Source organism: uncultured Roseibium sp. (assembly GCF_947496995.1).
Lineage (GTDB): Bacteria > Pseudomonadota > Alphaproteobacteria > Rhizobiales > Stappiaceae > Roseibium.
The window spans coordinates 129079-152935 of record NZ_CANMFD010000006.1 but is presented as its reverse complement, the minus strand read 5'-3'; the positions used below and the strand labels follow the sequence as shown (position 1 = coordinate 152935).

The following is a 23857-nucleotide window of genomic DNA, read 5'->3' as shown; positions in this document are numbered from 1 at the left end:
CCAAAAACCGGTGTTAGCGGTAACCGGCCAGATCGATGGCGGTGTTGCATTTCGCGCTGACGGAAGGTTTGGCTTTCAACAGGCAGCGAAGAATATGTCCCGCGCCTTCCTTGACGCCCTTGCAGTATTGCGCGGAGTCACGGCTGCAGATCTGCGCGACCGATGCCTGGGCAGCCAGCCGTTCCCGAATCAGCGAAAGAACGGTCACCCGGTCGGCATTGCATTTCGCCGAGACTTTCGCCTTGTTCTTTTCAAGACAGTTGGTGATCCCGTTGTTGGCAAGAGAAGCCGACTTGCAGTAAGTCTCGATGTCCTTGCCGCAGCTCGCGCCCAGCATCTTGATGGCTTCGGCGAAGCCGACGGTCTGTGCGACGGCCGGCGCCGATGCAAGCATCGCAAAGGCCATAATCGCAAATATCAATTGTCTCATATTGCTTGTCTCCCAAATCGGCCCGAGGCCGTGGCACCATCGTTATGCGCCGGAGTGTTTCAGGAGAATGCCTCGACCGCAAGTAGGTGCTGCCATTTCCTCGATCAGATCCTTGCCGCAATTGCCGCCCGGTTCTTGACAGCACGCGCCGAATATCGTCACTCAGCCGGGACCTCACAGCCGGAAACCGACGATGCAAATTTCCCTGGAACTGAAGCGCCTTGACCACGGCAAGGACCTCCCGCTCCCCGCCTATCAGTCCGATCTGGCCGCGGGACTCGATCTCCTCGCCGCCGTCGGCGAATCGATGGTTCTTGCTCCGGGAAAGAGAGCGCTGATCCCCACCGGGCTTGCCATGGCCCTGCCGGCCGGTTTCGAGGCACAGGTCCGGCCGCGCTCCGGCCTTGCCGCCAAACATGGTGTCACCGTTCTGAACACGCCTGGCACGATCGACGCGGATTATCGCGGCGAGGTGAAGGTCATCCTGATCAATCACGGTGACGCGCCATTCGAAATCAGCCGCGGCGACAGGATTGCCCAGATGGTGATCGCGCCCGTGCTCCAGGCGCAAATCCTGGAAGTCACGGACCTAACGGACACGACGCGCGGAGCAGGCGGCTTCGGCTCGACCGGCCGAAGCTGAACCGCCGGGGACCTCTCATGAAACCAGGCCTTGTCATTTTCGATTGCGACGGCGTTCTCGTCGATACCGAACGCATGGCGAACCGGACCATGGCCGCCATCGTCACGGAACTCGGCTATCCGATGACCGGGCCGCAATGCCAGCAACAGTTCATGGGCCGGACACTGGAAAGCGTGCAGGAGCTTGTCGAAGAGCTGACCGGCCGGACCTTGCCGTCAGACTGGCCGGACCAGGTGCGCGACCGGGATCTGGAAGTCTTCAAGGCCGGTGTGGCCGCCATTGACGGCATCGAGGCGGTTCTGGACGATCTGGACCGACGCGCGGTGCCCTATTGCGTCGCCTCTTCCGGCAAATACCGGAAAATGCACACGACGCTCGGCAGCTCCGGTCTCTTGCCGCGGCTGAGCGACAGATTGTTTTCGGCGGAAGATTGCGAAAAGGGCAAACCGGCCCCGGATGTCTTTCTTCTTGCCGCCCGCACGATGGGCCACCGGCCGGAAAGCTGCGCCGTCGTCGAGGACAGTGTGCCGGGCGTCCTGGCCGCCAGGGCGGCGGGCATGCGCGCCTTCGCCTTTGTCGAGGACCCGGCCTGCGACCGGGACGCGATGCGTGCGGCGGGCGCGGTACTGTTCGAGGCCATGGCGGAGCTTCCGGACCTGCTGTTTTCCAAAACATGAGCTTTTCGGGGAAAAAGGTTTTACCGGCGTGGCGGTAAAGGCATCTCAAACCCCTTAAAACTTTCCAATGGCCGTATTATCTTAGCCCACCAACCAATCAGGATTGCACGGCTTTCCTGTGCTGCCAATGCGAACAGGTTGCTTCAGGGAGACATCAATGACCATCAAGACCAGCGGCCGGGGAAAAATCTATTCCTCCATCACGGATACCATCGGCGACACGCCGATCGTCAGACTGGACCGTCTCGCGAAGACCCATGGCGTCAAGGGCAACCTGCTGGCCAAGCTGGAGTTCTTCAATCCGATCTCCAGCGTCAAGGACCGTATTGGTGTCGCCATGGTCGAGGCGATGGAAGCCGACGGCAGGATCGTGCCCGGCAAGACCACTCTGGTGGAGCCGACATCCGGTAATACCGGCATTGCACTTGCCTTCGTTGCCGCCGCCAAGGGCTACCGGCTGATCCTGGTAATGCCGGAGACCATGTCCGTCGAGCGCCGCAAGATGTTCAAGATCATGGGCGCTGAACTGGAGTTGACCGAAGGCCCGAAAGGCATGAAAGGCGCGATCGCCCGCGCCGAAGAGCTGCTGGGCGAGATCGAGGGCTCGGTGATGCCGCAGCAATTCGAAAATCCGGCCAACCCGGAAGTCCACCGCAACACCACGGCCGAAGAAATCTGGAACGACACGGACGGCAAGGTGGACGTCTTCGTTTCCGGCATCGGCACCGGCGGCACCATCACCGGCGTGTCCCAGGTGCTCAAGACGCGCAATCCCGATGTGCATGTGGTTGCGGTGGAACCGGCGGACAGCCCGATCCTGTCCGGCGGTCAGCCTGGGCCGCACAAGATCCAGGGCATTGGTGCTGGTTTCATCCCGTCCATTCTGGACACATCCGTCTATGATGAAGTCCAGACCATCGCCAACGAGGATGCCTTCGCCATGGCCCGCGAAGTTGCCAAAACCGAAGGCGTGCCGGTCGGCATCTCCTCCGGCGCGGCGCTGACCGCCGCGATCCGGGTCGGACAGCGGGACGAGATGGCGGGCAAGAACATCGTCGTGATCATCCCGTCCTTTGCCGAACGTTACCTGTCGACTGCGCTGTTCGAAGGGCTGTAGGGCCTGTCGCGTTAGGGTCGGGACCCGGCCCGATGAATCAGGCTGAAATGACACGCAGGGTGCCGACGGTCATGGTCATGCCGGCACCGGCTGTGGCAGGTGCCGCGCAATTTCCTCCAGATGGACGTGACCGGTTCCGCAGCAGCCTCCCCAGATGTCCATATGCGGATGGCGCCTGAAGACATCGGCCATCAGCCGGCCGAGCTCTTCCGGGTCGCCTTCCTCAAGATGGCCGAGCTTGCAAAGCGCGATCTTGTCCATCTTCGCGGCATTTGGTCGGATTGAGCGAAGGCGGGACGTCCAGTTCCAATCCTCGAGCGCCGGTTCGAATTCCTGGGGATGGGAACAATTGAGGGAGTAGAACGCGGGATAACCGTTTGTGGCTTCGTCGACGATTGCGATCGCCCTCGACAGGGGAAACCCGGATTTCAGGCGGTGCGTGCTGTCGAGAGAAAATGACACCGCAACCGGCAGGTCCAATCGGCGGGCCGCCCGGACGACACCGATCGCCTCCGCCGGATTGTTGAAGGTCAGCGCCCAGACAAGATCCACTCCGGCCCGCGCGAGGGTTTCGATCTGCACCGAATGATACTCCTCGGCAGACTCCTCCGTGACCGACATGTTCAGCCCGTAGGCGTCGCCGCGCGGTCCGACATATCCGCTAAACAGCATTGACGGGATATCCGCTTCATATTCGGCGGCCACATCCTTCAGAAACTGGATCGATCGCAGGTTCGCCTCGGCCAGCGCACTCGCGGAATAGCCGAGCTTTGCGCCCCAGTCCGGGCTCGCCCGGTAGTCAAAACCGCCGATAAGAGCCGAATGGCCGTATCTGGCCACGACATCAAGATAGCGCCGGTACATACCGCGGATGACATCCGCGGACTTCCGCTTTTCAAGCAGCGGAAACATTGCGAATTCCGGGAGATCGAAGCCCCATTTGTACATGATTTCAGTCTCTGTACCGCCCTCGGTCAGGTAGTATCTGCCGGGGGTCGGCGACGGAAAAGTCTTGCCGCTCATGGGATTAGTCCTCATGGAAGTTGAAAATAGACAGGGAACGTGCGTCCGGCCGCAGGCCGAGGTCGCGCAGAAGGTGCGGGTCGAGCCCGTGCAGACCGCCCTTCACAGGGCCTGATCGAGGTTTCTTCCTGAAAAAACGGCCAATCCCGGCGACGAAACCGAAGCCGGGACGGAGCCGCGCAGTGCGGGGAAATATTGTCATCTTGAAATCACCAGCAAAAAAGTTCTTGCGAAGGAACGGAAAGTTCCCGTTTACGCCGTCATAGATGGGGGAAGGCGGCGTCCGGCGATAGAAGACCCGTGGTCAAGTCTCCGGATTGCGCAAATTGTCTATTATTGTCAGATATTTACGGATCCAACCGGGAATAAGGCCCAGCCGGGCCGTCCCGCGACTTGACCGCCGGTACAGTGGTCATGCCCCGCGCCGGACGCTAAGCCGCCTTGACGTGCTGCGGTCACGGCGCACAATTGTGCGGTTTTGGAACGAAAATTGAAAAATTAAGTGGTTCGAGACGGTAAATGGCCAAGGCGCAGTCGAAACGTGAGCTTATCCTCGATATTGCCGAGGCGAGCGTTCTATCGAAAGGCTTCGGTGGAACCTCCATCGACGAAATCATTTCCGCGGCGGACATCACCAAGAGTGGATTCTTCTACCATTTCAGGGACAAGAACCATCTTGCCAGGGCACTGCTGCAAAGATATCTCGATACCGAAAACGCGATCCTGGATGATATTTTCGACCGCGCCCGCGACCTGCACGGGGATCCGCTGCATTCCTTCCTGATCGGACTGAAACTTTTCGCGGAACTGATGGAAGACCTACCGAACGGTCACCCAGGCTGTCTTGTGGCAACGGTTGCCTATTCGGAACGCATGTTCGACCAGGAGGTACGCGACCTGAATCGACAGGCTATTCTGGCCTGGCGGGAACGCTTTCTCGGAGTGTTGAAGGAAATCGCCGCCATTTATCCGCCCCGGGACGACGTGGACCTCATGACGGTTGCCGACATGATCACCGGGACCGTCGAGGGTGGCATCGTCCTGTCCCGTGCGGTCGGGGAGACCGCCGTTCTCCCGCAACAGATTGTTCTTCTGCGGTCCTACATCAGGCTCCTCTTCTCACCTGCACTGTGACACCTGCCCTTTGGTTCCTCCCGGGGCCCGGATCATGAATACCGGTCCTTTGCAGCCGGATCATCGTAGGGGCCGCCACCCGGTTATCCTTACCGGTGGTGCAGGATCCTGCCGATGGTGTTCATGAGAAGCTGCGCGGCAAGGGTGCTGGTGGAGCCGGTCGGGTCGTAGTCCGGCGCGACCTCCACCAGATCCAGCCCCGCAATGGTCCCGCGTCTGGCCAGGCCGTCGATCAGTTCCAGCACTTCGTAGTACAGGAACCCGCCATGACTGGGGGTTCCCGTGCCCGGGGCGATGGAGGGATCGAAGGCGTCGATGTCGATGGTCAGGTAATAGCGGGCCCCTTCCGGAATACGGGCCAGCATCCCTTCGATCCCGAGTTTGCGCACGTGGCGCACGGACTGGATGTCGGACCCCATGCGGCGGGCGTCCTCATAGCCTTCGCGCGCCGTTGACGAGACGTTGCGGATGCCGATCTGGGAGAGGCCGGTCACATAGGGTTTTTCCGCCGCGCGGCGCATGGGATTGCCGTGGCCGTAGCGCACGCCGTGGCGCTCGTCGACAAAGTCCAGATGCGCGTCGATCTGCACCACATGAACGGGCTCCTGCCCGTCGAAGGCGTTGATGCAGGGAATGTTCACCGAATGGTCGCCACCCAGGACCACCGGCAGGGCGCCGGCCTCCAGAATTTTGCGGACACCAAATTCGATCCGCCTGTGACTTTCCACCGTGTCGGTGTGGACAATATCCGCGTCGCCGATATCGACAATGCGCGTCGTTTCCGACGGCAGATAGGTGATGTCATCCTCGAAATCGTAAGCGCCGCCATGGCCGAAGGAGAACAGCGTCGAGGCCTCCCTGATAGCCCTCGGTCCCATCCGGGCGCCCGAGCGCCACTGGGTGCCCATATCGAAAGGCGCCCCCATCACGGCGACATCCGCGTCGATGGCGTCCCAGTCCGGCTGACAAGGGTATTTTCCAAAAGTGCATATGCCGACAAACGGCAGGTTCAGCCGCCCGCCTTCATAGCCGTGAGACGCTCCATCCGATGACATACCGCGCACTTTCCTGACGTGAATCGAAACGCCACTACAGCACCGATCCGTCGCACGGGAAAGTAGGGCACCGTTCAAACCGGCACGGATGCCGCATGCCTGCCTGTCTGCAGCCCACCGTTCCAGAGCATGTCGCGTTAAATTGAATGCAGGAGCCCGCTTGTACACGAAACGCTCTAGCTCAGACCCGCGGCTTTTCTGAGGGCTGCGTTGATGCGGTCCTGCCAGCCGGGGCCGTCTTCCTGAAAATGGGCCAGAACATCCCGGTCGAGACGCACGGACACGGTTTCCTTGCCCACGGGCAACGCTGTTCCGGCGGGCTTCGGCGCTTCTGCGGCCGGCTTTGTCGTCGCCGACTTGAAAAGGGACTCGGCCCTTTCGATGGCGCTGGTATGACGGCGGGGCGGGTGAGCCATGATGTGATTCCAATGTTTGAGGCTGTGGCGCACAGCATAGCCGGAAAAACCCCGGGCACGGATTCTAATATGCTGTCTTCAGATCGTGATGATTCTGCCGTCAGACTATGTCGCGTTATGCCGCTCGGCGCGACATGTCCTGGCCGCGGTAACTCATTGCCTCGGCCAGATGTATGCGGCTGACGCTGTCCTGGCCGTCGAGATCGGCCAGGGTGCGAGCAAGTTTCAGCACACGGTGGTAGCCACGGGCGCTGAGCTGAAGCGTTTCGGCAGCCTGGCGCAGAAAGACGAGGCCCTGGTCGTCGGTCCTGGCCATGGTTTCCACGATGGCAGCCGGGGCCTGGGCATTTGTCCGGCAGGAAACACCGAACTCCAGAAAGCGCCGTTCCTGTATCCTGCGCGCTTCGGCAACACGCTGCGCCACCACGGCGGACGGTTCGGCCTCCGCCGGACCGATCAGATCGGCGGCGGTCACGGCGGGAACGTCTATCCTCAGGTCTATCCGGTCGAGGAACGGTCCGGATACGCGGGTCTGATAGTCGGTCACGCAACGCTCGCCCCGGCGGCACTGATGGCCGGGTTCGCCGGCATGGCCGCAACGGCAAGGGTTCATGGCAGCGATCAACTGGATGCGCGCCGGATAGGTGACCCGGTGATTGGCGCGGGCGATCACCGCCTCGCCGGATTCCAGCGGCTGGCGCAAGCTGTCGAGCACCTGCGGATTGAATTCCGGCAATTCGTCCAGGAATAAAACTCCGTTATGGGCCAGCGAAACTTCCCCCGGCCGGGCCTTCAGACCGCCGCCGACTAGGGCCGCCATGGAGGCCGAATGATGCGGTGCGCGAAACGGCCTGCGGTCGGTCAGCTTGCCTTCGGCCAGTTCCCCGGCCAGCGAGGCGATCATCGAGACTTCCAGAAGTTCGCGCGGGGTCAGCGGCGGCAAGATCGACGGCAATCGGCTGGCGAGCATCGATTTTCCGGAGCCCGGAGGGCCTGTCATCAGCTAGTTGTAGTCGCCGATGCTCTAACCAGAATGGCAGAACCATGCGAATACCTACCTTGTCATGTTACTCAGTCCTGGACGCGCTCTTCTGGGCAGTTGGTATAAAGATGACGGATCCCTAGTATAATGCATCAATGTCTCGTACAGCCTGAATCCACTCGTCAGATTCCTGATATGAAAGAAGCTCTTCTTTATTTCCAGGGAATCTCCAGCAATCTACGGCTTCTTTCTCAAACGGAGTGAAAGTGCCATATAATCTGTACCATCTACTGAAAAAGCTTTTGCGTCCACTGTCGTCCGCTTTTAACCAAGTAGATAATGCTGCCCTGTATTGAGATGAAACCCCTAAGGACTGCATCAGATCATCAAGCGCCGCCAAATTCCTAGCGGTCTTCCGTCGATCTGTGGGACTATTAATAGTATCATGCATAAGTGCATTAGCTAAATTGAGCGCGACGTCAGCGTTAATCAAATCTCCCGGCTTTTCGAAATACTTCAGACTCTTTTCATAGGGCGTGTTCAATATAACTTTGCCAGCAATCGAATTTTTAAGTAACCCTTTCTGGAAGAGAGTTTTTAGGATAAAGAATTTCTTTCCTAAGAACTTTTTGTCATCGGCTTTTTGAAGAAACTCTTCAGCCAAATCGGTCAATATTTCTTGGTTCGCGGAACTCAAATTCTCGTAGAGATTGGGGTATCTGAAGTAGCGAAATAGAAATTGCGAGACGCCAAATTTAGGGCCATTTAATTTGAGTTGTGCCCAATGATCAAATTCTATTCGGAGTGCGTCAAGCTCGCCCCCTGCCTCAACCCATTCACAAATTAGGAAATACACCCCTTCTGTGGCAATAAACTCACCGTCTGCGTGATTCCCAGACTGAAGCCAAACTCTCGCGAACTTGAGCATTCTTACTGGATCTCTTTTTGTTTGGAGATAGTGTTCGATGAGGAATCGGGCATCCTTCAAGCCACCAAACTTGTTTAGACAAGTTTCCGTCATGGCATCGAGGTCCAGCCCTTCGCTCGAGCTAGATTCTCGAAGAAGAGCGATGACCAAAAAAATTACCTTCCAATTCTCGCGCTTAATTTGATGGTTGTAGAATGCAAGGACGGCAGGCTCATAACGCTCGCTAAACTTCCGATACGCTTCAACCAAGAGGCGGTTAGACGAATAATAATCTCTAGGCGCAATGATCTGATCAGCCTCGGCAAGAAGTGCTTCATCAAAACGTTTGAGTAGAAGAGTTCGAACATTGCCGTCCGCAGCCTCAGCAAGCATATCTAAGAAAGGTGCGGCGATGTATTTAAATATTGCGTATTGATCTTCGCCTCGCTCAAGCATGTCGCGAACTGTCATCATTTTAATATTATTTGGAAGGAATGAAGATGTAATAACTGCCAAGATCGTTTGTAGACCGATTTGGTTCTGGTTCAAAACTTCTCGTGCAATAATTTCAGAAATTTGGATCGAAACGTCGGCGCGGACAATTTTATCAACACTAATCCGATCAAACACGCCAATCAAATTTAACCATTCACGTTCTGTATCGTACTTTGATACTAATTTCTGAATGTCCGCCAATAGCTGAAAGGATGAAGTTGGTGTCCTGAAACTTTTAAGCCAAACAACGATCGCAGCATCAGCAATCACATCGTGGGCCGAACTATAGGTGGCGGTTATTCGATCAATAACTAAAAAACCATCATCTAACAAAATAGACGCAATTTTTTCCGCTTTGCTACTAATTTTACTTAGGTAAATATTTGCAAATATTTCGAAAGAAGCACTTCGGACGTCTTTTATATTTAAGGCCTCAGATGCATATAAATTCGTATTAGCAAGAGAGGAAATACTTGACGTCACCCACTCGTGAAAATCTCCGGAACTTCTAACGATTGATATCGCGTTCTTGTCTATTCTGTTTAGAAAAATTTGGTAAGCAATAAATGAAGCCATCAACGGATTAGTGCTATAGTGCTTTTTTACTTCGTATCCAAGTTTTCCTTTTACACCCACCTTTACAATATTTTCAGTCACCCATCGAAGATACATCTCACTATCGTTGGAAGATGACAATGCTATTTCGTGGCAATTTTGTTCGCCAACTGCGTCGATAATGTTCTCTATGGCGGACTGTCGGCAGGCCAGTAACGTTTTGACATGCTGCATTTTGTTTAACGCCCTGCTCACTTCTACAAAGTTGGGGCACTTTTCAAAGTAGTCGATAACGATCAAAGCTTTGTTCTGTATCGTCAAGGAGCGAAGGTCCGCTGGCTCTAGGCCAGTTGGATCGATACAATAAAAAGTTTGCAGACCCTCAATGTTTTCAAAGCCCTCTGCGATGCGTCTCAGCAGTGTTGTTTTCCCGGAGCCGCCGCTTCCGTATATAACAAGATGCTTCTTGTTATCTTGTAAGAAATCTTGAACAATTTTTTCTTCATCTGGAAAGAGATTCGGATCTAAATTTCGCGCTTTTGCAAATAATGAACGCGAGAAGTAGCCAAGGTTATTTTGGCAAAACAGTTCGAATTGGCGCAAAGGCCTTGGCTGTTCTTGAAAAATTTCGTGAGCCAATCGAAAGGCCATTGGTTCCAGTTTCATCTGGACCTTAATGGGTTTTGGCTGAGTAGCCTCACCAATCGCCAACTGCACGGGTACCAAGCTTACGGATGCTTCGTTTCTGTCAACTTCGTTGGACAAATTCTCTGTGATTTGCAGAACTGCGGCATTCAATCGGAATCCCACGCCGCGAACTGTCTCGATGATTCTCCAAGGTTTCTTGTCCCCAAGTAATCTCCTTAAATTCCGAATGGTTTTCTCGACAGTTTCTTCATTGACCGTTTTGCCAACCCAAACCTGCCTATGGAGATCATCATTTTTGATCACATCGCCAGGACTTCTTATAAGGTAGCAGAGCAAGTCCCAATGGATACCGCCAACCGGAATTATCGCGTCTCCAGGTCCGGTTACTCGTCGCGCCGCGACGTCAAGCCGGTAGCTGATGCCACCGGCTTGAATTTCATAAAGCTCCCGCGACATCTTCCCCTCAATGCATGGCCATTTGGTAGAGCACGATACCGATCAAATGACCGATCTGGTGCGCGGCAAATTCAACCGTAATGAGAGCAAGGAATGCGAGGAAATGCAACGTGATAGCGGAAATTGCGCCGTGTGCGATTGCCTTCAGTATCTGTAGCAACTTAAACATTTCAGTCTCCTCATCGTTCCGAGGATGCGAGGACATCAAATATTCTCGTTTGAATCCCGGTATGAGGACGGAAACATTTCGGACAAAAAACGGAAAGAAAACGGAATTCCGGAATGGCGCGTTAATCTACAGCATCGACCCAAGCCAAGTTGTACTCGACGGTAGCGACGGATTCGCGGAAATTAATGTGTCACAACGTCAAAAGATTGTGGCCACCGGAAGCGGCGATTTCCAAGGCGCGTCTCGCACTTTCCTGTCCCCTGACCTCGGCGAGATCCGGCATGTCGCCCGCACGCCCCTGAAGTTTCGCCGCGGGGCGGGAGAGGACCTGCGTGCCCTTGAAATGGTTGGCGAGCTGAATGAGAGAGCGGGGCGCCAGAATATCCATGTCGGGATCGGCCCAAGCGGCCTCGCTGCCGCTTGCCTCCGGACAGATCAATCCCTTGCCAAGCCATTGGCACCCATGGCCGGGCGGGCTGGACCCGCTATGCCGCCCGGCGCGACATGTCCTGGCCGCGGTAACTCATTGCCTCGGCCAGATGGATGCGGCTGACGCTGTCCTGGCCGTCGAGATCGGCCAGGGTGCGGGCGAGTTTCAGGACGCGGTGGTAGCCACGGGCGCTGAGCTGAAGTGTTTCGGCGGCCTGACGCAGAAAGGCGACGCCCTGGTCGTCGGTCCTGGCCATGGTCTCGACGATGGCGGCCGGTGCCTGGGCATTGGTCCGGCAGGAAACGCCGAACTCCAGAAAACGCTGTCCCTGTATTCTGCGGGCCTCGGCGACGCGCTCCGCCACCGTTGCGGAGGGTTCGGCCTCCGCCGGACCGATCAGGTCGGCCGCGGTGACGGCGGGCACTTCGATCCTCAGGTCGATCCTGTCGAGGAACGGACCCGACACGCGGGCCTGATAGTCGGTGACGCAACGCTCGCCCCGGCGGCACTGGTGGCCGGGTTCGCCGGCATGGCCGCAGCGGCAGGGGTTCATGGCAGCGATCAGCTGGATGCGCGCCGGGTAGGTGACCCGGTGATTGGCGCGGACGATCACCGCCTCGCCGGATTCCAGTGGCTGGCGCAGGCTGTCGAGCACCTGCGGATTGAACTCCGGCAATTCGTCCAGAAACAGCACCCCGTTATGGGCAAGCGAGACTTCCCCCGGCCGGGCCTTCAGGCCGCCGCCGACAAGGGCCGCCATGGAGGCGGAATGATGCGGCGCGCGAAACGGCCTGCGGTCGGTCAGCTTGCCTTCGGCCAGTTCCCCGGCCAGCGAGGCGATCATCGAGACTTCCAGAAGTTCGCGCGGGGTCAGCGGCGGCAGGATCGACGGCAACCGGCTGGCGAGCATCGATTTTCCGGAGCCCGGAGGGCCGGTCATCAGAAGATTGTGGCCGCCGGAAGCGGCGATTTCCAAAGCGCGGCGGGCGCTTTCCTGTCCCCTGACCTCGGCGAGATCCGGCATGTCGCCCGCGCGTCCCTGAAGTTTTGCCGCGGGGCGGGAGAGGACCTGCGTACCCTTGAAATGATTGGCGAGCTGAATGAGGGAACGGGGCGCCAGAATATCCATGTCGGGATCGGCCCAGGCGGCCTCACCACCGCTCGCCTCGGGACAGATCAGGCCCTTGCCGAGCCCGTTGGCGCCCATGGCTGCGGGCAGAACCCCGGCGACGGGCGCCAGCGTGCCGTCGAGGCCCAGTTCTCCCAGCACCACAAAGCCTGCCAGGAACTCCGCCGGGATCGCGCCGATGGCCGCCATCACGCCCAGCGCGATCGGCAGGTCGTAGTGCGAGCCTTCCTTGGGCAGGTCGGCGGGGGCCAGATTGACGGTCACCCGTTTGGCAGGCAGCGCCAGGCCCGATGCTGACAGGGCGGCGCGGACACGTTCACGGCTTTCGGCCACCGCCTTGTCCGGCAGACCGACAATGGTGAAGGCCACCATGCCCGGCCCGACATGCACCTGCACATCCACAGGCACTGCCTCAATTCCCTGAAACGCGACCGTTGTTACCTTGCTGACCATGGTGGGTTCTTCAACACGCTCTACCTGAAAGTGTATCCAAAACAAGCACACAAGAATAAAACGTGCAAGAACAAATGTGGAACGAATGAAAGACCGGTGCCACCATTCGATGCCGAAATTAACGCCGACGGGAACCTGACCGGCCTCCTGACCGTTGAGTTGCCAGAACCTGGGGACCGGAAGGTCCTGCTGCCGTCAGGATTGCCCGTCGGTCCCGATAGCTCTCATATGCTCATCACTTGAGGAAAGGTCCCATGCACACTTCCTATCTGCGTTTCCTGGCGATGATCGCCGCTTCGACAGCGGTCATGTTCGGGCTGATGTATCTGAATACCTACGCGGCCGATCACATCTATTTCAGCGAAACGCGACTTTTCATGGCGCTCTACATGGGTGCGGCCATGGCGGTCGTCATGCTTGCCTTCATGTTGAACATGTACCGCAACCGCTTTGCGAATATCGCGATCCTGGCCGCCGCGGCGATCCTCTTTTCAGGTTCGCTCTATCTGGTGCGCAGTCAGGAAACGATCGGCGATGTTGCCTGGATGAAAGCGATGATCCCGCATCACTCCATCGCCATCCTGACCAGTCGGCGTGCAGAGATAACCGACCCCCGGGTACGTGACCTTGCCGACGGCATCATTGAGGCCCAGGTCCGGGAGATCGCGGAAATGAAACAGTTGATAGAAGATCTGGAAAACGATTCAACCAGGGTCAGTGCCCTGAGCGCGAACCCGTGACCGGGCCTGGAAAGACAGAAATACGCAAATATCCAAGTTGTGTTCAAGACGCGAGGTTGCGGCGCCAGGTTCCGGTGTAACCGTTGGCGCGGGCAAGCATGTCTTCCAGATACGGGGGAACGCGGAACCTGTCACTTGTGGCGAGCCTGTTGACTTCCAGCCACTCGGAAACCAGCTCGATCATCCTGTCTGGATCCTTTTCGAACATCGCGCGGCAAAGCGCCACGTCGAGTTGAACGTCTTTTTTTCTCTCAGAGCATACGATCATGGGTTCTAGCCGTGACTTTCTTATCAATCATTACGTGCTTGAATGAACCCTACAATCATTGAGAATGCCAGCAAATAGCGGTTATACGGATGGTCGCCACCATAATGCGGTGTTATGCCCTACTTTCTGCTTATTCCGGTACTTTGAACAATGTCAGTCCGCAACACAGCGCGCCGGCGGCGACGAACAGTGCCGAGTGGCCGATGACCGGGATCATGAACCCGCCGACGACCGGACCGACGCCCTGGCCGAGAGAAAGCAGGAAGAAGGTAAATCCGAAGCCGATGGACGGTGTTTCCCGGAAAATCCGCATGCTCCACATGCCGAACAGGGCGGTCATCACGATGAAGCCGGTGCCGAAGCTGGCCGCCGACAGATAGATGCCGAGCCTGGTGCCGATCAGCAGCGGCAAGGCTCCGATTGCCGCCCCGACCGCCAGCGCCAGCACCAGAAAGGTGCGGCGCAGCCCCCATCTGTTGACGAACCCACCGGCAAAACAGCCGGTCACACCGGCAATACCGAGCACGATCCAGAACAGGACCGCGTCGCGGGGATTGCCCGTAAGCGTCCATAACAATTCGACGGCATAGGTCCAGAAAACCGCCGTGATCACCCCGAACAGAAGCGCGGCGACAAACAGCGGCCGGGCGGCCCGGTGAAACAGGAAACCGAGCGAAACCTTCATTGCCGTCTTGCCCGGCACGACGGTGCGCCTGGGCAGCGTGGCCATGTTCCAGAAGGTGACCACCAGCGCAACGGCGGCGAAAACCAGCCAGGCCAGGCGCCAGTCTTCGCCTGCATAGAGGGCCAGCGGCCCGGCAAAGGCCACACCGAAGCCGGTGCCTGAATTGATCCAGGCATAGACGGAGTTCTGCCGGCGCTGCTCGGTGTAGCGGACTATGACATCGGAGAAGGGCGGGTAGGAAAGACCCGGACTGGTTCCGGCGATGAAAACACCGAGCGCGAGGATCCACGGGTCCGGAGCCGCGCCGATGATCGCCATGCCCGAAGCCGCGGCAAAGCCGCCCAGAAGGATGGGTAAACGGGGTCCGACAGCAGTGGACAGCCAGGATCCGGCAAAGGTCGCGGCCAGGTATCCCATATAGGACGCGCCAGCGATCAGCCCGATCATCTCCGGAGACAGGCCGAATTCCAGTCGAATTTCCGGCAGGAACAGCCCGAAGCAATAGCGCGCCAGGCCGTAGGTCACGGCCACCATCGCGAGACCCGCGGCGGTCACACTGCGGGTCATTGCGGCGTCCCCGTTATTTCCGGCGCGAGAGCTGGAAATGAAGTGTTTCGTCATCGGTCAGGGTCTCGCCGGCAATCTCGAAATATCCGCCGTGCCGCCTGTAATAGCGATACTGCTCGAGCGTGAGTTTCAGGCAGAAGTTGGAAACGTGCAAGTTTCTTCCATTGATTGTACTGGAAAATTCCTCTCCGAGAATGGCGACCTTCGCCGTCCGGCCGTCCTGAAAGGCAACCGGCAACAGAAAGAACCTGTTCAATGTCGGCGATGCGGCATCGACCGCCTGTTCAAAGGCGATGCGCGAGAAGCGCTGCATGGCCGGGTGGGCGTAAAATTCCGGTATCTTCTCGATCTGCGGGCCAGCATAAAGCTGGCTTTCCGACAGCAGAAAATCCCCCGGACGCACGATGTCGCGCAGCCAGCCGTTCACCGTATAGGGATCGTCGTTGCCTTCCTGGAAGCCCAGCATGGTGACGAGCGCGGCCGGGCCGCCGGCCTCAACGGCGTCGCTCAGCCGGAAGGCGTCAAAACTTGTCGTGATGAATTCCAGAGGCGTTTCAGGCAGAATTTCCTGCAGGGCCGGCCGCATATGCGACACCGACATCGGGTTGATATCGACCGCGATGTAGCGGTCTATGACGACACCCAGTTCCATGAGTGTCCTGAGAATGAACCCGGTCTTGATCGGCTCCGGTCCGAGTTCGACATAGACCAGCGGTCCCGAGCCGACCATCCCGGCGATGCGCGCGCAGATCTGCTGAAGAGCCTCGCGGAAGGACGTGCCCTCATCGCTCAGCCGGCCCAGCGACGGGGAGCCGACGCCGGTCAGGTTCAGCTCCCGCATGAGCCTGAAAACTTCGTCAAGATGATCGGTGGCGTTCTCCCGCCGGCCCGCGTTGGTGTATTTCACCCTGTTGTCCTGCGTGACGATGCGATCGAGACTGAACTCCGTGTGACAGGCAATCGTCCGATGCACTCTTTGCTGCAGCGACAGGAGGGGTTCGGTTGCTTCCCGATAGTCCGTTTGGCCGGCTGAAAGCGCTAGAGTCATATCGAATACCCACTTTGACGAAAGAGACTCCCGGATTACGGGATTTTTTTTCGAGATATAAATTTATAATTGCAGCGCCCCATAATAGAACGTTATGCTTGAGCCTACTCGGGTTGCAGAGTTCAGCCAAACCGCGGTTTTTCGTTGAAACGGAGACACTGAACCATGACGATCGGCCGATTTAACATCGAGTTGCTGGAAGCTTTTGTCGCTGTCGCCGAAGCCGGCAACGTTACGCATGCCGGCTCGAAGCTGAACCGGACGCAACCCTGTGTCAGCACCCAGCTCAGGCGTCTGGAGGAACGGGTCGGCAAACCGCTGATCGAACGCAACGCGCGTACCATGAACCTGACGGCGGCCGGACGGATACTCTATCAGCACGCAACCGACATTCTCAAATCCCACGACGAGGCGCGTCTGCGCCTGTCGGCGCCCGAACTGACAGGAACCGTTCATGTCGGACTGCCGGAGTGGTACGCGACCGGTCAGCTGCAATCGATATTCTGCAATTTCGTGAAGATCCATCCGAACGTGAAGCTGGAAATGACGGTGGCCGACAGCGCGACACTGCACGAAATGCTGTCCAACAACGAGATAAATCTGGCAATCGCGCTGGTCTCGCCCTCCAGGGCCAAGCCCGGTGGCGTGGTCGAGGAGCCCCTGCACTGGGTGGTGGGCGAATCCTGCTCGCTGACAGACCCGCTGCCGCTGATCCTGTTCCCCGAGCCCTGCCCGTTCCGGGAGCTGGTGTTCACCGCCCTCGCCCGGGCCGGCAAGCAATGGTACGAGCGCATCACGACGACAAGCGTCGCTGCGGCCCAGGTGGCCGTGCTGTCGGGAGCCGGCGTCAGCTGCCTGCCTTCGGGTGCCGTTCTCGACGGGTTCAAGATCCTCAAGGAGCACAACGGCTTCCCGAGCCTGCCGTCGACGGAACTGGCGATCTATACCCAGTCGAAAACACAATCGCCCATCGTCGATTATCTCGAGATTCATCTCAACGACCTGCTGGAAAACGCGATTGCCCCCCGCTCGGCACTCGCCGGCAAAATGCAACCGGACCTGCGGGTGGTGTAATCTGCTCGCGGCGGCCGATCATCGGCAGCACTGTCCATCCGGCCCACGGATGCGTTGAAACGCGAATCACCGACTGAATTACGCGAAGTCAAAACAGGCATGCAGAGCGCCGGCTCCCCCTCGTTCGCCTGACACACATCTATTCATTCGTATGTTTGAATTAAATTCCCTCAAAAAAACATGCAGTTGCTGGCATTGCTCGCACAAGCATCAGTATTATTAAGGATTCATTCAATTCCTCTTTCCATCTTCACAACAAAAGATTGGAGAGATCATGAAGACCATCAGGGCAAAATTAACGGTGCTGTTTGTTGTTCTGGCCCTGCTTGGCGCCGGGTCGGCATTTTCACTCAGCGAATTTCTGACGGCCAAGCTCACCGACATGGCGCTGGCCCGTGAAGTGACCTCTGCCGAACGGGCTCTCCAATCGCGCATCCAGGCGGACAGCAGGCAGGCCCTGCTGATGGCAGCGGTTGTCGCGGGTCAGAAGGGTGTCCAGGAAAAACTCGCCGCCGGGGACCGGGATGGTCTCGCCGCCGAATTCGTCCCGGCCTTTGGCGCCCTGAAAAAAACCTACGACATTCGCCAGTTCCAGTTTCACCTGCCACCGGCGGAAAGCTTTCTGCGGGTTCACAAGCCTGAAAAATTCGGCGACGATCTTTCCGGTTTCCGGCACACGGTTGTAGCGACCAACACCAAGGGCGCGCCCATATTCGGACTGGAAAAAGGGGTCGCGGGACTTGGAAACCGAGGGATCGCTCCGATCGTTCACGACGGCTCTCATGTCGGTTCGGTGGAATTCGGCCTGAGTTTCCATGAGAAATTCGTTGAACAATTCTCGGCGGAAACCGGCGTGCCGCTGGCTGTCGTGATCGACACTCCCGATGGCGCAAAGGTCATCGGGTCGCAGCTCCCCGACGGACTGGACCCGGAAACCGCCCTGGCGGATATTGCTGCAGGTTCAACGACGGATGCCAGTGGCCGCTATCATCTCGACGCCATTACCCTCGCGGATTTCTCCGGCCAGGACGCCGCATCCGGTATTCTCGCCATCGACCAGACCCCCTACACGGCCATCCGCAACTTCGGACGGATCCTCGGCGCCGGCGCGGCAATTGCCCTGCTGGCCATCGCGGCAGCCGGCATCTTTTATGCAAACCGCAATGTGTTTGCCCCGCTGCAGGTGGTCACCAACCAGATTTCGGAGCTGGCGGACGGCAATGCCAACCAGGACATCCAGGGCATGGAGCGGACCGATGAAGTCGGCAATATCGCCCGGGCCGTGGACGTGTGCTGCGCCAACCGGCGGTCGCAGGTGGAGCTCGAAAGCACGAAATCCCGCGAGGACGAAAACCAGAAACAGCGCCAGAACACGGTCGACACCCTCATTGCCGGTTTCCGTACCAAATCGGCGGAAATGCTGGCGGCCGTCACCCAGGTAAACGGCGAGCTGCAGGACACCGCCGCGCTTCTGGAAAGCGCCGCGACCTCAAGTGCGAGCCAGGCGGAAGGCGCCACGCACGCGTCGGAAGAAGCGGCCTCCAACGTGGAATCGGTCGCCGCTGCCACCGAGGAACTCGAATCGTCCACCAAGGAAATCGCACAGCAGGTCGAGCGCACCACGGGTGTCATCGATCAGGCAACCACCGGTGTCCAGGAGACCAACGACACGATTTCCGGCCTGGCGACCGCTGCGGCCAAGATCGGTGAAGTGGTCACCCTCATTCAGGCGATTGCCGAACAGACCAATCTTCTGGCGCTCAACGCGACCATCGAAGCGGCCCGTGCCGGTGAAGCCGGCAAGGGCTTCGCGGTTGTTGCCGCCGAGGTCAAGGAACTGGCGACGCAGACCTCACAGGCGACCGAAGAGATCTCAAGCCAGATCGGCGGTATCCAGGCTTCGACGGAAGCTGCCGTCGGTGCGATGAAGGGGATTTCGGAAACGATGAACGAGGTCAACGAATACACCTCTGCAATCGCCAGCGCGGTGACGGAACAGACGGCCGTAACGTCCGAAATCAGCCGTAACATCCAAGGCGCCGCACAGCAGACCAAGACCATGGTCGGCAATATCAGCGAGCTGGACCACGCGGTCTCCGAAACGAGCTCCTCTTCGGGAACCGTTAAGGCAAAGACCGGCGAAGCCGTTCACATCACCGAGGAAATGCGGACCGAAATCGAACGCTTCCTGGCCGCGGTCGCAGCAGCCTAGCGCTCAATGTGAGCGGAACGACACATCCGGCCCCGGCCTCCAGCGTGAAGTCGGGGCCGTCTTCTTTCAGAACCGCGCGCGCCTGTTCGAGGCGGCCGGGGCCTGGAAAATGTATTCGGCCCGATACAGCCGCCTGCAAACCTGACGGCCAACAACAAGATTATGCCTGCAATCAGACACTTCGGCGCTATCGGGCATTTCCGGTCTTCGCGACCTGCGACAGTCGGTTACAAATTCACACCGGCAATGCGGCCTCAAGGCTTTGACAGCGGGAATGGCTGAAGCTAGAGCGAAAATCGGCCCTCTCGCCTTCATTCGGAACAGGACAACCGTACCGCCATGTCATTCAAACGCATTGTTTTCTGGGCGCATCTCGTCGTCGGGATCACTTTCGGCCTCGTGATCCTGTTGATGTCGGCAACCGGCGTACTCTTGACCTACGAACGGCAGATCATCGCCCATATGGAACAGCGCGCGGTGGAACAGGCGTCAGGCGTCCAGCCGCTCACCGTGGACGAGATGGCACGGGTGGTTCTCGAAAACGGCGGGCAACCCGGCAATTCACTGGTCTTTTCGAATTCCGCCGGCGCACCGGTCGAACTCTCCATCAGCCGGCGGGAGACCAGCCTGCTCGATCCGTATTCCGGGGTCCGCATGGAAGATGCGGCGGAGACGACAAATGCCTTTTTCGGCACGGTCACCGACCTGCACCGGTGGCTGGCTCTCTCCGGCGAAAGCCGGCAAACCGGCCGGGCCATCACCGGCGCCGCCAATCTCGGCTTTCTCTTCATCCTGATCTCGGGGCTTTATCTGTGGTGGCCGAAGAAATGGACCTGGAGAGTGGTCAGGCTCAACTTGCTTTTTCGTGGCAACCTGCCGACCGCCAAGGCCCGCGATTACAACTGGCACCACGTGTTCGGGATCTGGTCCCTTGTGCCGCTGTTCGCAATCGTGGTTTCCGGCGTTGTGATTTCCTATCCCTGGGCAAGCGGTCTGGTGGCCGCCGCGTTCGGGCCCGTAACGCCTCTCGAAGCAGGCCGGAGTGCCCAGGACAGTCCTCAGGGCCAACAACGGGCTGACGGCGATCCGGTGAGTTTTCAGGACATCGTGGAAACGCTCAAACAGGCTGAACCCGCCTGGCGAACCGTTTCCCTCAAGCTTCCCCAGGACCAGGCGGCGCGTGTCGTCGTCACGGTCGATACGGGCAATGGCGCACAATTGTCGCGCCAGAAGACCTATACGGTCTCCCGCGTGACAGGCGACGTGCTTGGGGTCAGCGGTGTGGACGACCAGTCACCCGGACTGCGCGCCCGGGTGTTTCTGCGCTTTCTGCACACGGGCGAGGTTTACGGACTTCTCGGCCAGACCCTCGCGGGTCTGGCTTCGCTGGCCTCCGTCTTCCTGTTCTACACGGGATTCGCGCTGGCTTACCGCCGTCTGATCCAGCCGATTTTCCGGCGGCGTTCCCTGAACACCTGATCCAGGCCCTCCAGAGGCCTAATGCGCCTCGTCCCAGTTGTGGGCGGCGCGGGCGTCGACCTGAAGCGGGATGGAGAGTTTGAGCACCGGTTCGCAGGCGTTTTCCATGACCTCCCGGATCACCGGGATGGCGGCATCCACCTGATCGTCGGGCACTTCGAAGATCAGTTCGTCATGCACCTGCAGCAGCATCTGCGCGTCCAGCTTCGAGCCGTCCAGCCTCTCTTCCATGCGCACCATGGCGCGGCGGAGGATGTCGGCGGCAGAGCCCTGGATCGGCGCGTTGATGGCGGCGCGCTCGTAAAAGGCGCGATGATTGGGGTTGTTGGTGTTGACCTCCGGGTAATGGGCTTTGCGGCCGAAGATCGTGGTGACGAAACCGTCCGCATGAACCTGTTTCTTGATCGTCTCCATGTATTCCTTGATGCCCGGGAAGCGTTCGAAATAGGTCTTGATGTAGTCGCCTGCCTCGCCGCGGCTGATGCCGAGCTGGTTCGCAAGGCCGAAGGCGGAAATGCCGTAGATGATGCCGAAATTGATAGCCTTGGCCCGGCGGCGGACCATCGGGTCCATGCCCTCGATCGGCGTGCCGAACATTTCGCTGGCCGTCATGGCGTGAATGTCGAGGCCGTCGTCGAACGCCTTCTTCAGCTGCGGGATGTCGGCCATATGCGCCAGCACCCTGAGCTCGATCTGGCTGTAATCGGCCGAAACCAGCTTGTGACCCTTTTCGGCGATGAACGCCTTGCGGATCTTGCGGCCCTCTTCCGTCCTGACGGGAATGTTCTGCAGGTTCGGCTCGGAGGACGACAGGCGGCCTGTCGTGGTCGCGGCCAGCGCGTAGGACGTGTGCACCCGGCTCGATTCCGGGTTGATATAACCAGGCAGGGCGTCCGAATAGGTTGATTTCAGCTTGGAGAGCTGGCGCCAAGCGACGATCTTCGACGGCAGCTCGTGACCTTCGGCGGCCAGATCGTCCAGCACCTGAACGGATGTCGACCAGGCGCCTGTCTTGGTCTTCTTGCCACCCGGCAGGTTCATCTTGCCGAAAAGAATATCGCCGAGCTGCTTGGGCGAACCGATATTGAAGCTCTGGCCGGCAAGCTCATGGATCTCGGCCTCCAGCGCCGCCATCCCTTGCGCAAAATTGCCGGAAAGCCGTGACAGCATCTGACGGTCGACGGAAATGCCGCGCTTTTCCATGCGCGCCAGCACCGGCACCATGGGCCGTTCAAGCGTTTCATAAACGGTTGCCATGTGATCGGCGGCAAGACGCGGCTTGAGAATCAGCCACAGGCGCAGGGTCACGTCGGCGTCTTCCGCCGCATAGGCGGAGGCCTTGTCGATGGGAACCTTGTCGAAGGTGATCATCGACTTGCCGGAGCCGCAGACCTCCTTGAAGGGGATCGGCTTGTGGCCGAGCCACCGCTCGGACAGCTCGTCCATGCCGTTGCCGCCCTTGCCCGCATCGACCGTATAGGACAACAGCATCGTGTCGTCGTAAGGGGCGATGTCGATGCCGTAGCGTGTCATCACCAGCCAGTCGTATTTCAGGTTCTGTGCGATCTTGAGAACCGCGCGGTCCTCCAGCATCGGCTTGAGAACCTCCAGCGCTTCTTTCAACGGGATCTGACCGGGAAGCAGGCCGCCGCCGCCGAGAAGATCGCCCTCGCCGTCCACATGAGCGAGCGGCACGTAACAGGCCTTGCCCGGTTCGGTCGCCAGCGACAGGCCGACGAGCTCCGCCTGCATGGCGTCGAGGGATGTGGTTTCCGTGTCGAAGGCCACATAACCCTTCTCATAGGCAGCCGCGCACCATTCCCTCAGCCGGTCGAGACTGGTGACAGTCTCATAGGTGCCGGAGTCGACCGGGATCGCCCTGATGCCATGGGCGCGGGCTTCAACGAGTGTCTGCGGCACCATCATGCCGTCGGGTCCGGCTCCGGCCTTGTCCGCACCGGTTCCGCCGGGGCCTTCCGCCGATGTGGCAGCACTTGAGGCGCTGCGCTCCAGAATGCGGCCCTTGTGGTCCGGAACATCCCAGCCGGGCACCTCGAATTCCGCCGCTTCAACGGTCTCCGCCTCCGCTCCGGCGGTCTCCGCGACACGCCTTGTGAGCGTGGTGAAGCCCATTGCTTTCAGAAATCCGACGGCCTTCGGTCCATCCAGCGCGGTCACGGAAAGATCGGTCACCGGCACTTCCACCGGCACGTCCTGCTTCAGCGTGACGAGCTGCCGCGAGACGCGGGCCTGGTCGGCGAATTCGATGAGGTTTTCCCGGCGCTTGTTCTGCTTGATGGTTCCCGCTTCCGCCAGAAGGGTTTCCAGATCGCCGAACTCGTTGATCAACAGCGCCGCAGTCTTGAGACCGATGCCAGGAACGCCGGGAACGTTGTCGACGCTGTCGCCGGCCAGGGACTGGACCTCGACCACTTTGTCCGGACCGACACCGAATTTTTCGAAAACCTCCGCCTCGCCGAAGGTCTTGTTCTTCATCGTGTCGATCATGCCGACATGCGGGCCGATGAGCTGCATCAGGTCCTTGTCGCCGGAAACGATGGTCACGCGCGCACCCATTTCGGCAGCCTGGCGGGCGTAGGTCGCAATCAGGTCGTCGGCCTCGAAGCCCTCCTGCTCGACGCAATGCACGGAAAAGGCCCGCGTCGCCTCTCGGATCAGCCCGAATTGCGGCACCAGATCCTCCGGCGGGTCCGGACGGTGCGCCTTGTATTCCGGGTAGATTTCATTGCGGAAGGTTTTTGCCGAGTGATCGAATATCACCGCGAAATGCGTCGGCTCGTCGCCCTTTTCCGGTGAAGGCCCCTCCTGCAGCAGCTTCCACAGCATGTTGCAGAAACCGGAGACGGCACCGACCGGCAGGCCGTCCGGCTTGCGGGTCAGCGGCGGCAGCGCGTGGTAGGCGCGGAAAATGAAGGTGGAACCGTCGACCAGAATGAGATGGTCGTCAGCGGTGAGGGCGGGGGAGGAATCTTGGCTCGACATGGCGCGGATCATGCCCGCACCCGGGGCATGAGAAAAGTCCTAAAGAGAAAATTTCCGCACCG

General features: G+C 58.9%; 19 protein-coding genes and 2 pseudogenes. 8 read left to right on the top strand and 13 right to left on the bottom strand.

All coding sequences use genetic code 11. The annotated features are described in order from the left end of the window. Positions 1-13: 13 nt before the first annotated feature. Positions 14-430 carry a hypothetical protein gene (locus tag Q1B40_RS21860; protein WP_299819549.1) on the bottom strand — a complete coding sequence of 139 codons (417 nt, stop codon included), beginning with the start codon at positions 428-430 and terminating at the stop codon, positions 14-16. Between the two features lie 193 nt (positions 431-623). Here Q1B40_RS21860 and dut point away from each other — a divergent pair, with 193 nt between their 5' ends. From dut to cysK, 3 genes are all read left to right on the top strand, one after another. Then, a complete protein-coding gene (dut, locus tag Q1B40_RS21855; protein ID WP_299819547.1) occupies positions 624-1073 on the top strand; it encodes a dUTP diphosphatase in 450 nt (149 codons plus the stop codon). Positions 1074-1090: 17 nt separating this feature from the next. Beyond that, positions 1091-1750 carry an HAD family phosphatase gene (locus Q1B40_RS21850; protein WP_299819546.1) on the top strand — a complete coding sequence of 220 codons (660 nt, stop codon included), beginning with the start codon at positions 1091-1093 and terminating at the stop codon, positions 1748-1750. 157 nt (positions 1751-1907) lie between these two features. Next, positions 1908-2867, top strand: coding sequence for a cysteine synthase A (gene cysK, locus Q1B40_RS21845; protein WP_299819545.1), 960 nt, complete (start codon positions 1908-1910; stop codon positions 2865-2867). A gap of 75 nt (positions 2868-2942) precedes the next feature. Here cysK and Q1B40_RS21840 read toward each other — a convergent pair whose 3' ends face one another. Beyond that, on the bottom strand, positions 2943-3890 hold the full coding sequence (locus Q1B40_RS21840) for a homocysteine S-methyltransferase family protein (RefSeq protein ID WP_299819544.1): 948 nt from the start codon (positions 3888-3890) through the stop codon (positions 2943-2945). 519 nt (positions 3891-4409) lie between these two features. On the opposite strand from Q1B40_RS21840, the gene Q1B40_RS21835 reads away from it, so the two are divergent. Then, positions 4410-5024 carry a TetR/AcrR family transcriptional regulator gene (locus Q1B40_RS21835; protein WP_299819543.1) on the top strand — a complete coding sequence of 205 codons (615 nt, stop codon included), beginning with the start codon at positions 4410-4412 and terminating at the stop codon, positions 5022-5024. 89 nt (positions 5025-5113) lie between these two features. Here the strand turns inward: Q1B40_RS21835 and Q1B40_RS21830 are convergent, their stop codons facing one another. From Q1B40_RS21830 to Q1B40_RS21800, 7 genes and pseudogenes are all read right to left on the bottom strand, one after another. Then, a complete protein-coding gene (locus tag Q1B40_RS21830) occupies positions 5114-6079 on the bottom strand; it encodes an agmatinase (protein ID WP_299819542.1) in 966 nt (321 codons plus the stop codon). Between the two features lie 176 nt (positions 6080-6255). Beyond that, positions 6256-6495 carry a BrnA antitoxin family protein gene (locus tag Q1B40_RS21825; protein ID WP_299819541.1) on the bottom strand — a complete coding sequence of 80 codons (240 nt, stop codon included), beginning with the start codon at positions 6493-6495 and terminating at the stop codon, positions 6256-6258. A gap of 115 nt (positions 6496-6610) precedes the next feature. Next, a pseudogene (locus tag Q1B40_RS21820) lies at positions 6611-7507 on the bottom strand (YifB family Mg chelatase-like AAA ATPase); the annotation flags it as partial. A 109-nt stretch (positions 7508-7616) separates the two neighbouring features. After that, a complete protein-coding gene (locus Q1B40_RS21815; RefSeq protein WP_299819540.1) occupies positions 7617-10538 on the bottom strand; it encodes a winged helix-turn-helix domain-containing protein in 2922 nt (973 codons plus the stop codon). Positions 10539-10545: 7 nt separating this feature from the next. Then, a complete protein-coding gene (locus Q1B40_RS21810) occupies positions 10546-10707 on the bottom strand; it encodes a hypothetical protein (protein WP_299819539.1) in 162 nt (53 codons plus the stop codon). Positions 10708-10906: 199 nt separating this feature from the next. Continuing rightward, positions 10907-11158: pseudogene (locus tag Q1B40_RS21805) on the bottom strand (ATP-binding protein); the annotation flags it as partial. 34 nt (positions 11159-11192) lie between these two features. Continuing rightward, complete coding sequence (locus tag Q1B40_RS21800; protein WP_299819538.1) at positions 11193-12719, bottom strand: YifB family Mg chelatase-like AAA ATPase; 1527 nt, start codon at positions 12717-12719, stop codon at positions 11193-11195. A gap of 254 nt (positions 12720-12973) precedes the next feature. On the opposite strand from Q1B40_RS21800, the gene Q1B40_RS21795 reads away from it, so the two are divergent. Then, positions 12974-13459, top strand: a complete 486-nt coding sequence (locus Q1B40_RS21795; RefSeq protein ID WP_299819537.1) for a DUF305 domain-containing protein — start codon at positions 12974-12976, stop codon at positions 13457-13459. Between the two features lie 43 nt (positions 13460-13502). Here the strand turns inward: Q1B40_RS21795 and Q1B40_RS21790 are convergent, their stop codons facing one another. The 3 genes from Q1B40_RS21790 to Q1B40_RS21780 form a co-directional block, all read right to left on the bottom strand. After that, positions 13503-13727: a hypothetical protein gene (locus Q1B40_RS21790; RefSeq protein ID WP_299819536.1), complete on the bottom strand. Its 225-nt coding sequence runs from the start codon at positions 13725-13727 to the stop codon at positions 13503-13505. A gap of 130 nt (positions 13728-13857) precedes the next feature. Continuing rightward, positions 13858-14979 carry an MFS transporter gene (locus tag Q1B40_RS21785; RefSeq protein WP_299819533.1) on the bottom strand — a complete coding sequence of 374 codons (1122 nt, stop codon included), beginning with the start codon at positions 14977-14979 and terminating at the stop codon, positions 13858-13860. Positions 14980-14992: 13 nt separating this feature from the next. Beyond that, positions 14993-16027, bottom strand: a complete 1035-nt coding sequence (locus Q1B40_RS21780) for a hypothetical protein (RefSeq protein ID WP_299819530.1) — start codon at positions 16025-16027, stop codon at positions 14993-14995. A 165-nt stretch (positions 16028-16192) separates the two neighbouring features. Here Q1B40_RS21780 and Q1B40_RS21775 point away from each other — a divergent pair, with 165 nt between their 5' ends. The 3 genes from Q1B40_RS21775 to Q1B40_RS21765 all read left to right on the top strand — a co-directional run bounded on the left by Q1B40_RS21775 (position 16193) and on the right by Q1B40_RS21765 (position 20792). Beyond that, complete coding sequence (locus tag Q1B40_RS21775; RefSeq protein ID WP_299819527.1) at positions 16193-17101, top strand: LysR family transcriptional regulator; 909 nt, start codon at positions 16193-16195, stop codon at positions 17099-17101. A 274-nt stretch (positions 17102-17375) separates the two neighbouring features. Further along, complete coding sequence (locus Q1B40_RS21770; protein WP_299819524.1) at positions 17376-19313, top strand: methyl-accepting chemotaxis protein; 1938 nt, start codon at positions 17376-17378, stop codon at positions 19311-19313. Positions 19314-19652: 339 nt separating this feature from the next. Then, positions 19653-20792 (top strand): PepSY domain-containing protein, encoded by a 1140-nt coding sequence (locus tag Q1B40_RS21765; RefSeq protein ID WP_299819520.1) that lies wholly within the window; start codon positions 19653-19655, stop codon positions 20790-20792. Between the two features lie 18 nt (positions 20793-20810). On the opposite strand, the gene polA is transcribed toward Q1B40_RS21765, so the two are convergent. Next, entirely contained in the window at positions 20811-23807 is a 2997-nt protein-coding gene (gene polA / locus Q1B40_RS21760; protein ID WP_299819517.1) for a DNA polymerase I, read from the bottom strand. Positions 23808-23857: the final 50 nt, after the last annotated feature.

Coding starts and splice junctions, on each gene's coding strand:
- Q1B40_RS21860 (WP_299819549.1), bottom strand. CDS start 430: ATGAGACAATTGATATTTGCGATTATGGCCTTTGCGATGCTTGCATCG.
- Q1B40_RS21825 (WP_299819541.1), bottom strand. CDS start 6,495: ATGGCTCACCCGCCCCGCCGTCATACCAGCGCCATCGAAAGGGCCGAG.
- Q1B40_RS21765 (WP_299819520.1), top strand. CDS start 19,653: ATGTCATTCAAACGCATTGTTTTCTGGGCGCATCTCGTCGTCGGGATC.
- Q1B40_RS21815 (WP_299819540.1), bottom strand. CDS start 10,538: ATGTCGCGGGAGCTTTATGAAATTCAAGCCGGTGGCATCAGCTACCGG.
- Q1B40_RS21840 (WP_299819544.1), bottom strand. CDS start 3,890: ATGAGCGGCAAGACTTTTCCGTCGCCGACCCCCGGCAGATACTACCTG.
- polA (WP_299819517.1), bottom strand. CDS start 23,807: ATGATCCGCGCCATGTCGAGCCAAGATTCCTCCCCCGCCCTCACCGCT.
- dut (WP_299819547.1), top strand. CDS start 624: ATGCAAATTTCCCTGGAACTGAAGCGCCTTGACCACGGCAAGGACCTC.
- Q1B40_RS21830 (WP_299819542.1), bottom strand. CDS start 6,079: ATGTCATCGGATGGAGCGTCTCACGGCTATGAAGGCGGGCGGCTGAAC.
- Q1B40_RS21795 (WP_299819537.1), top strand. CDS start 12,974: ATGCACACTTCCTATCTGCGTTTCCTGGCGATGATCGCCGCTTCGACA.
- Q1B40_RS21810 (WP_299819539.1), bottom strand. CDS start 10,707: ATGTTTAAGTTGCTACAGATACTGAAGGCAATCGCACACGGCGCAATT.
- Q1B40_RS21775 (WP_299819527.1), top strand. CDS start 16,193: ATGACGATCGGCCGATTTAACATCGAGTTGCTGGAAGCTTTTGTCGCT.
- Q1B40_RS21770 (WP_299819524.1), top strand. CDS start 17,376: ATGAAGACCATCAGGGCAAAATTAACGGTGCTGTTTGTTGTTCTGGCC.
- cysK (WP_299819545.1), top strand. CDS start 1,908: ATGACCATCAAGACCAGCGGCCGGGGAAAAATCTATTCCTCCATCACG.
- Q1B40_RS21850 (WP_299819546.1), top strand. CDS start 1,091: ATGAAACCAGGCCTTGTCATTTTCGATTGCGACGGCGTTCTCGTCGAT.
- Q1B40_RS21785 (WP_299819533.1), bottom strand. CDS start 14,979: ATGACCCGCAGTGTGACCGCCGCGGGTCTCGCGATGGTGGCCGTGACC.
- Q1B40_RS21780 (WP_299819530.1), bottom strand. CDS start 16,027: ATGACTCTAGCGCTTTCAGCCGGCCAAACGGACTATCGGGAAGCAACC.
- Q1B40_RS21790 (WP_299819536.1), bottom strand. CDS start 13,727: ATGATCGTATGCTCTGAGAGAAAAAAAGACGTTCAACTCGACGTGGCG.
- Q1B40_RS21800 (WP_299819538.1), bottom strand. CDS start 12,719: ATGGTCAGCAAGGTAACAACGGTCGCGTTTCAGGGAATTGAGGCAGTG.
- Q1B40_RS21835 (WP_299819543.1), top strand. CDS start 4,410: ATGGCCAAGGCGCAGTCGAAACGTGAGCTTATCCTCGATATTGCCGAG.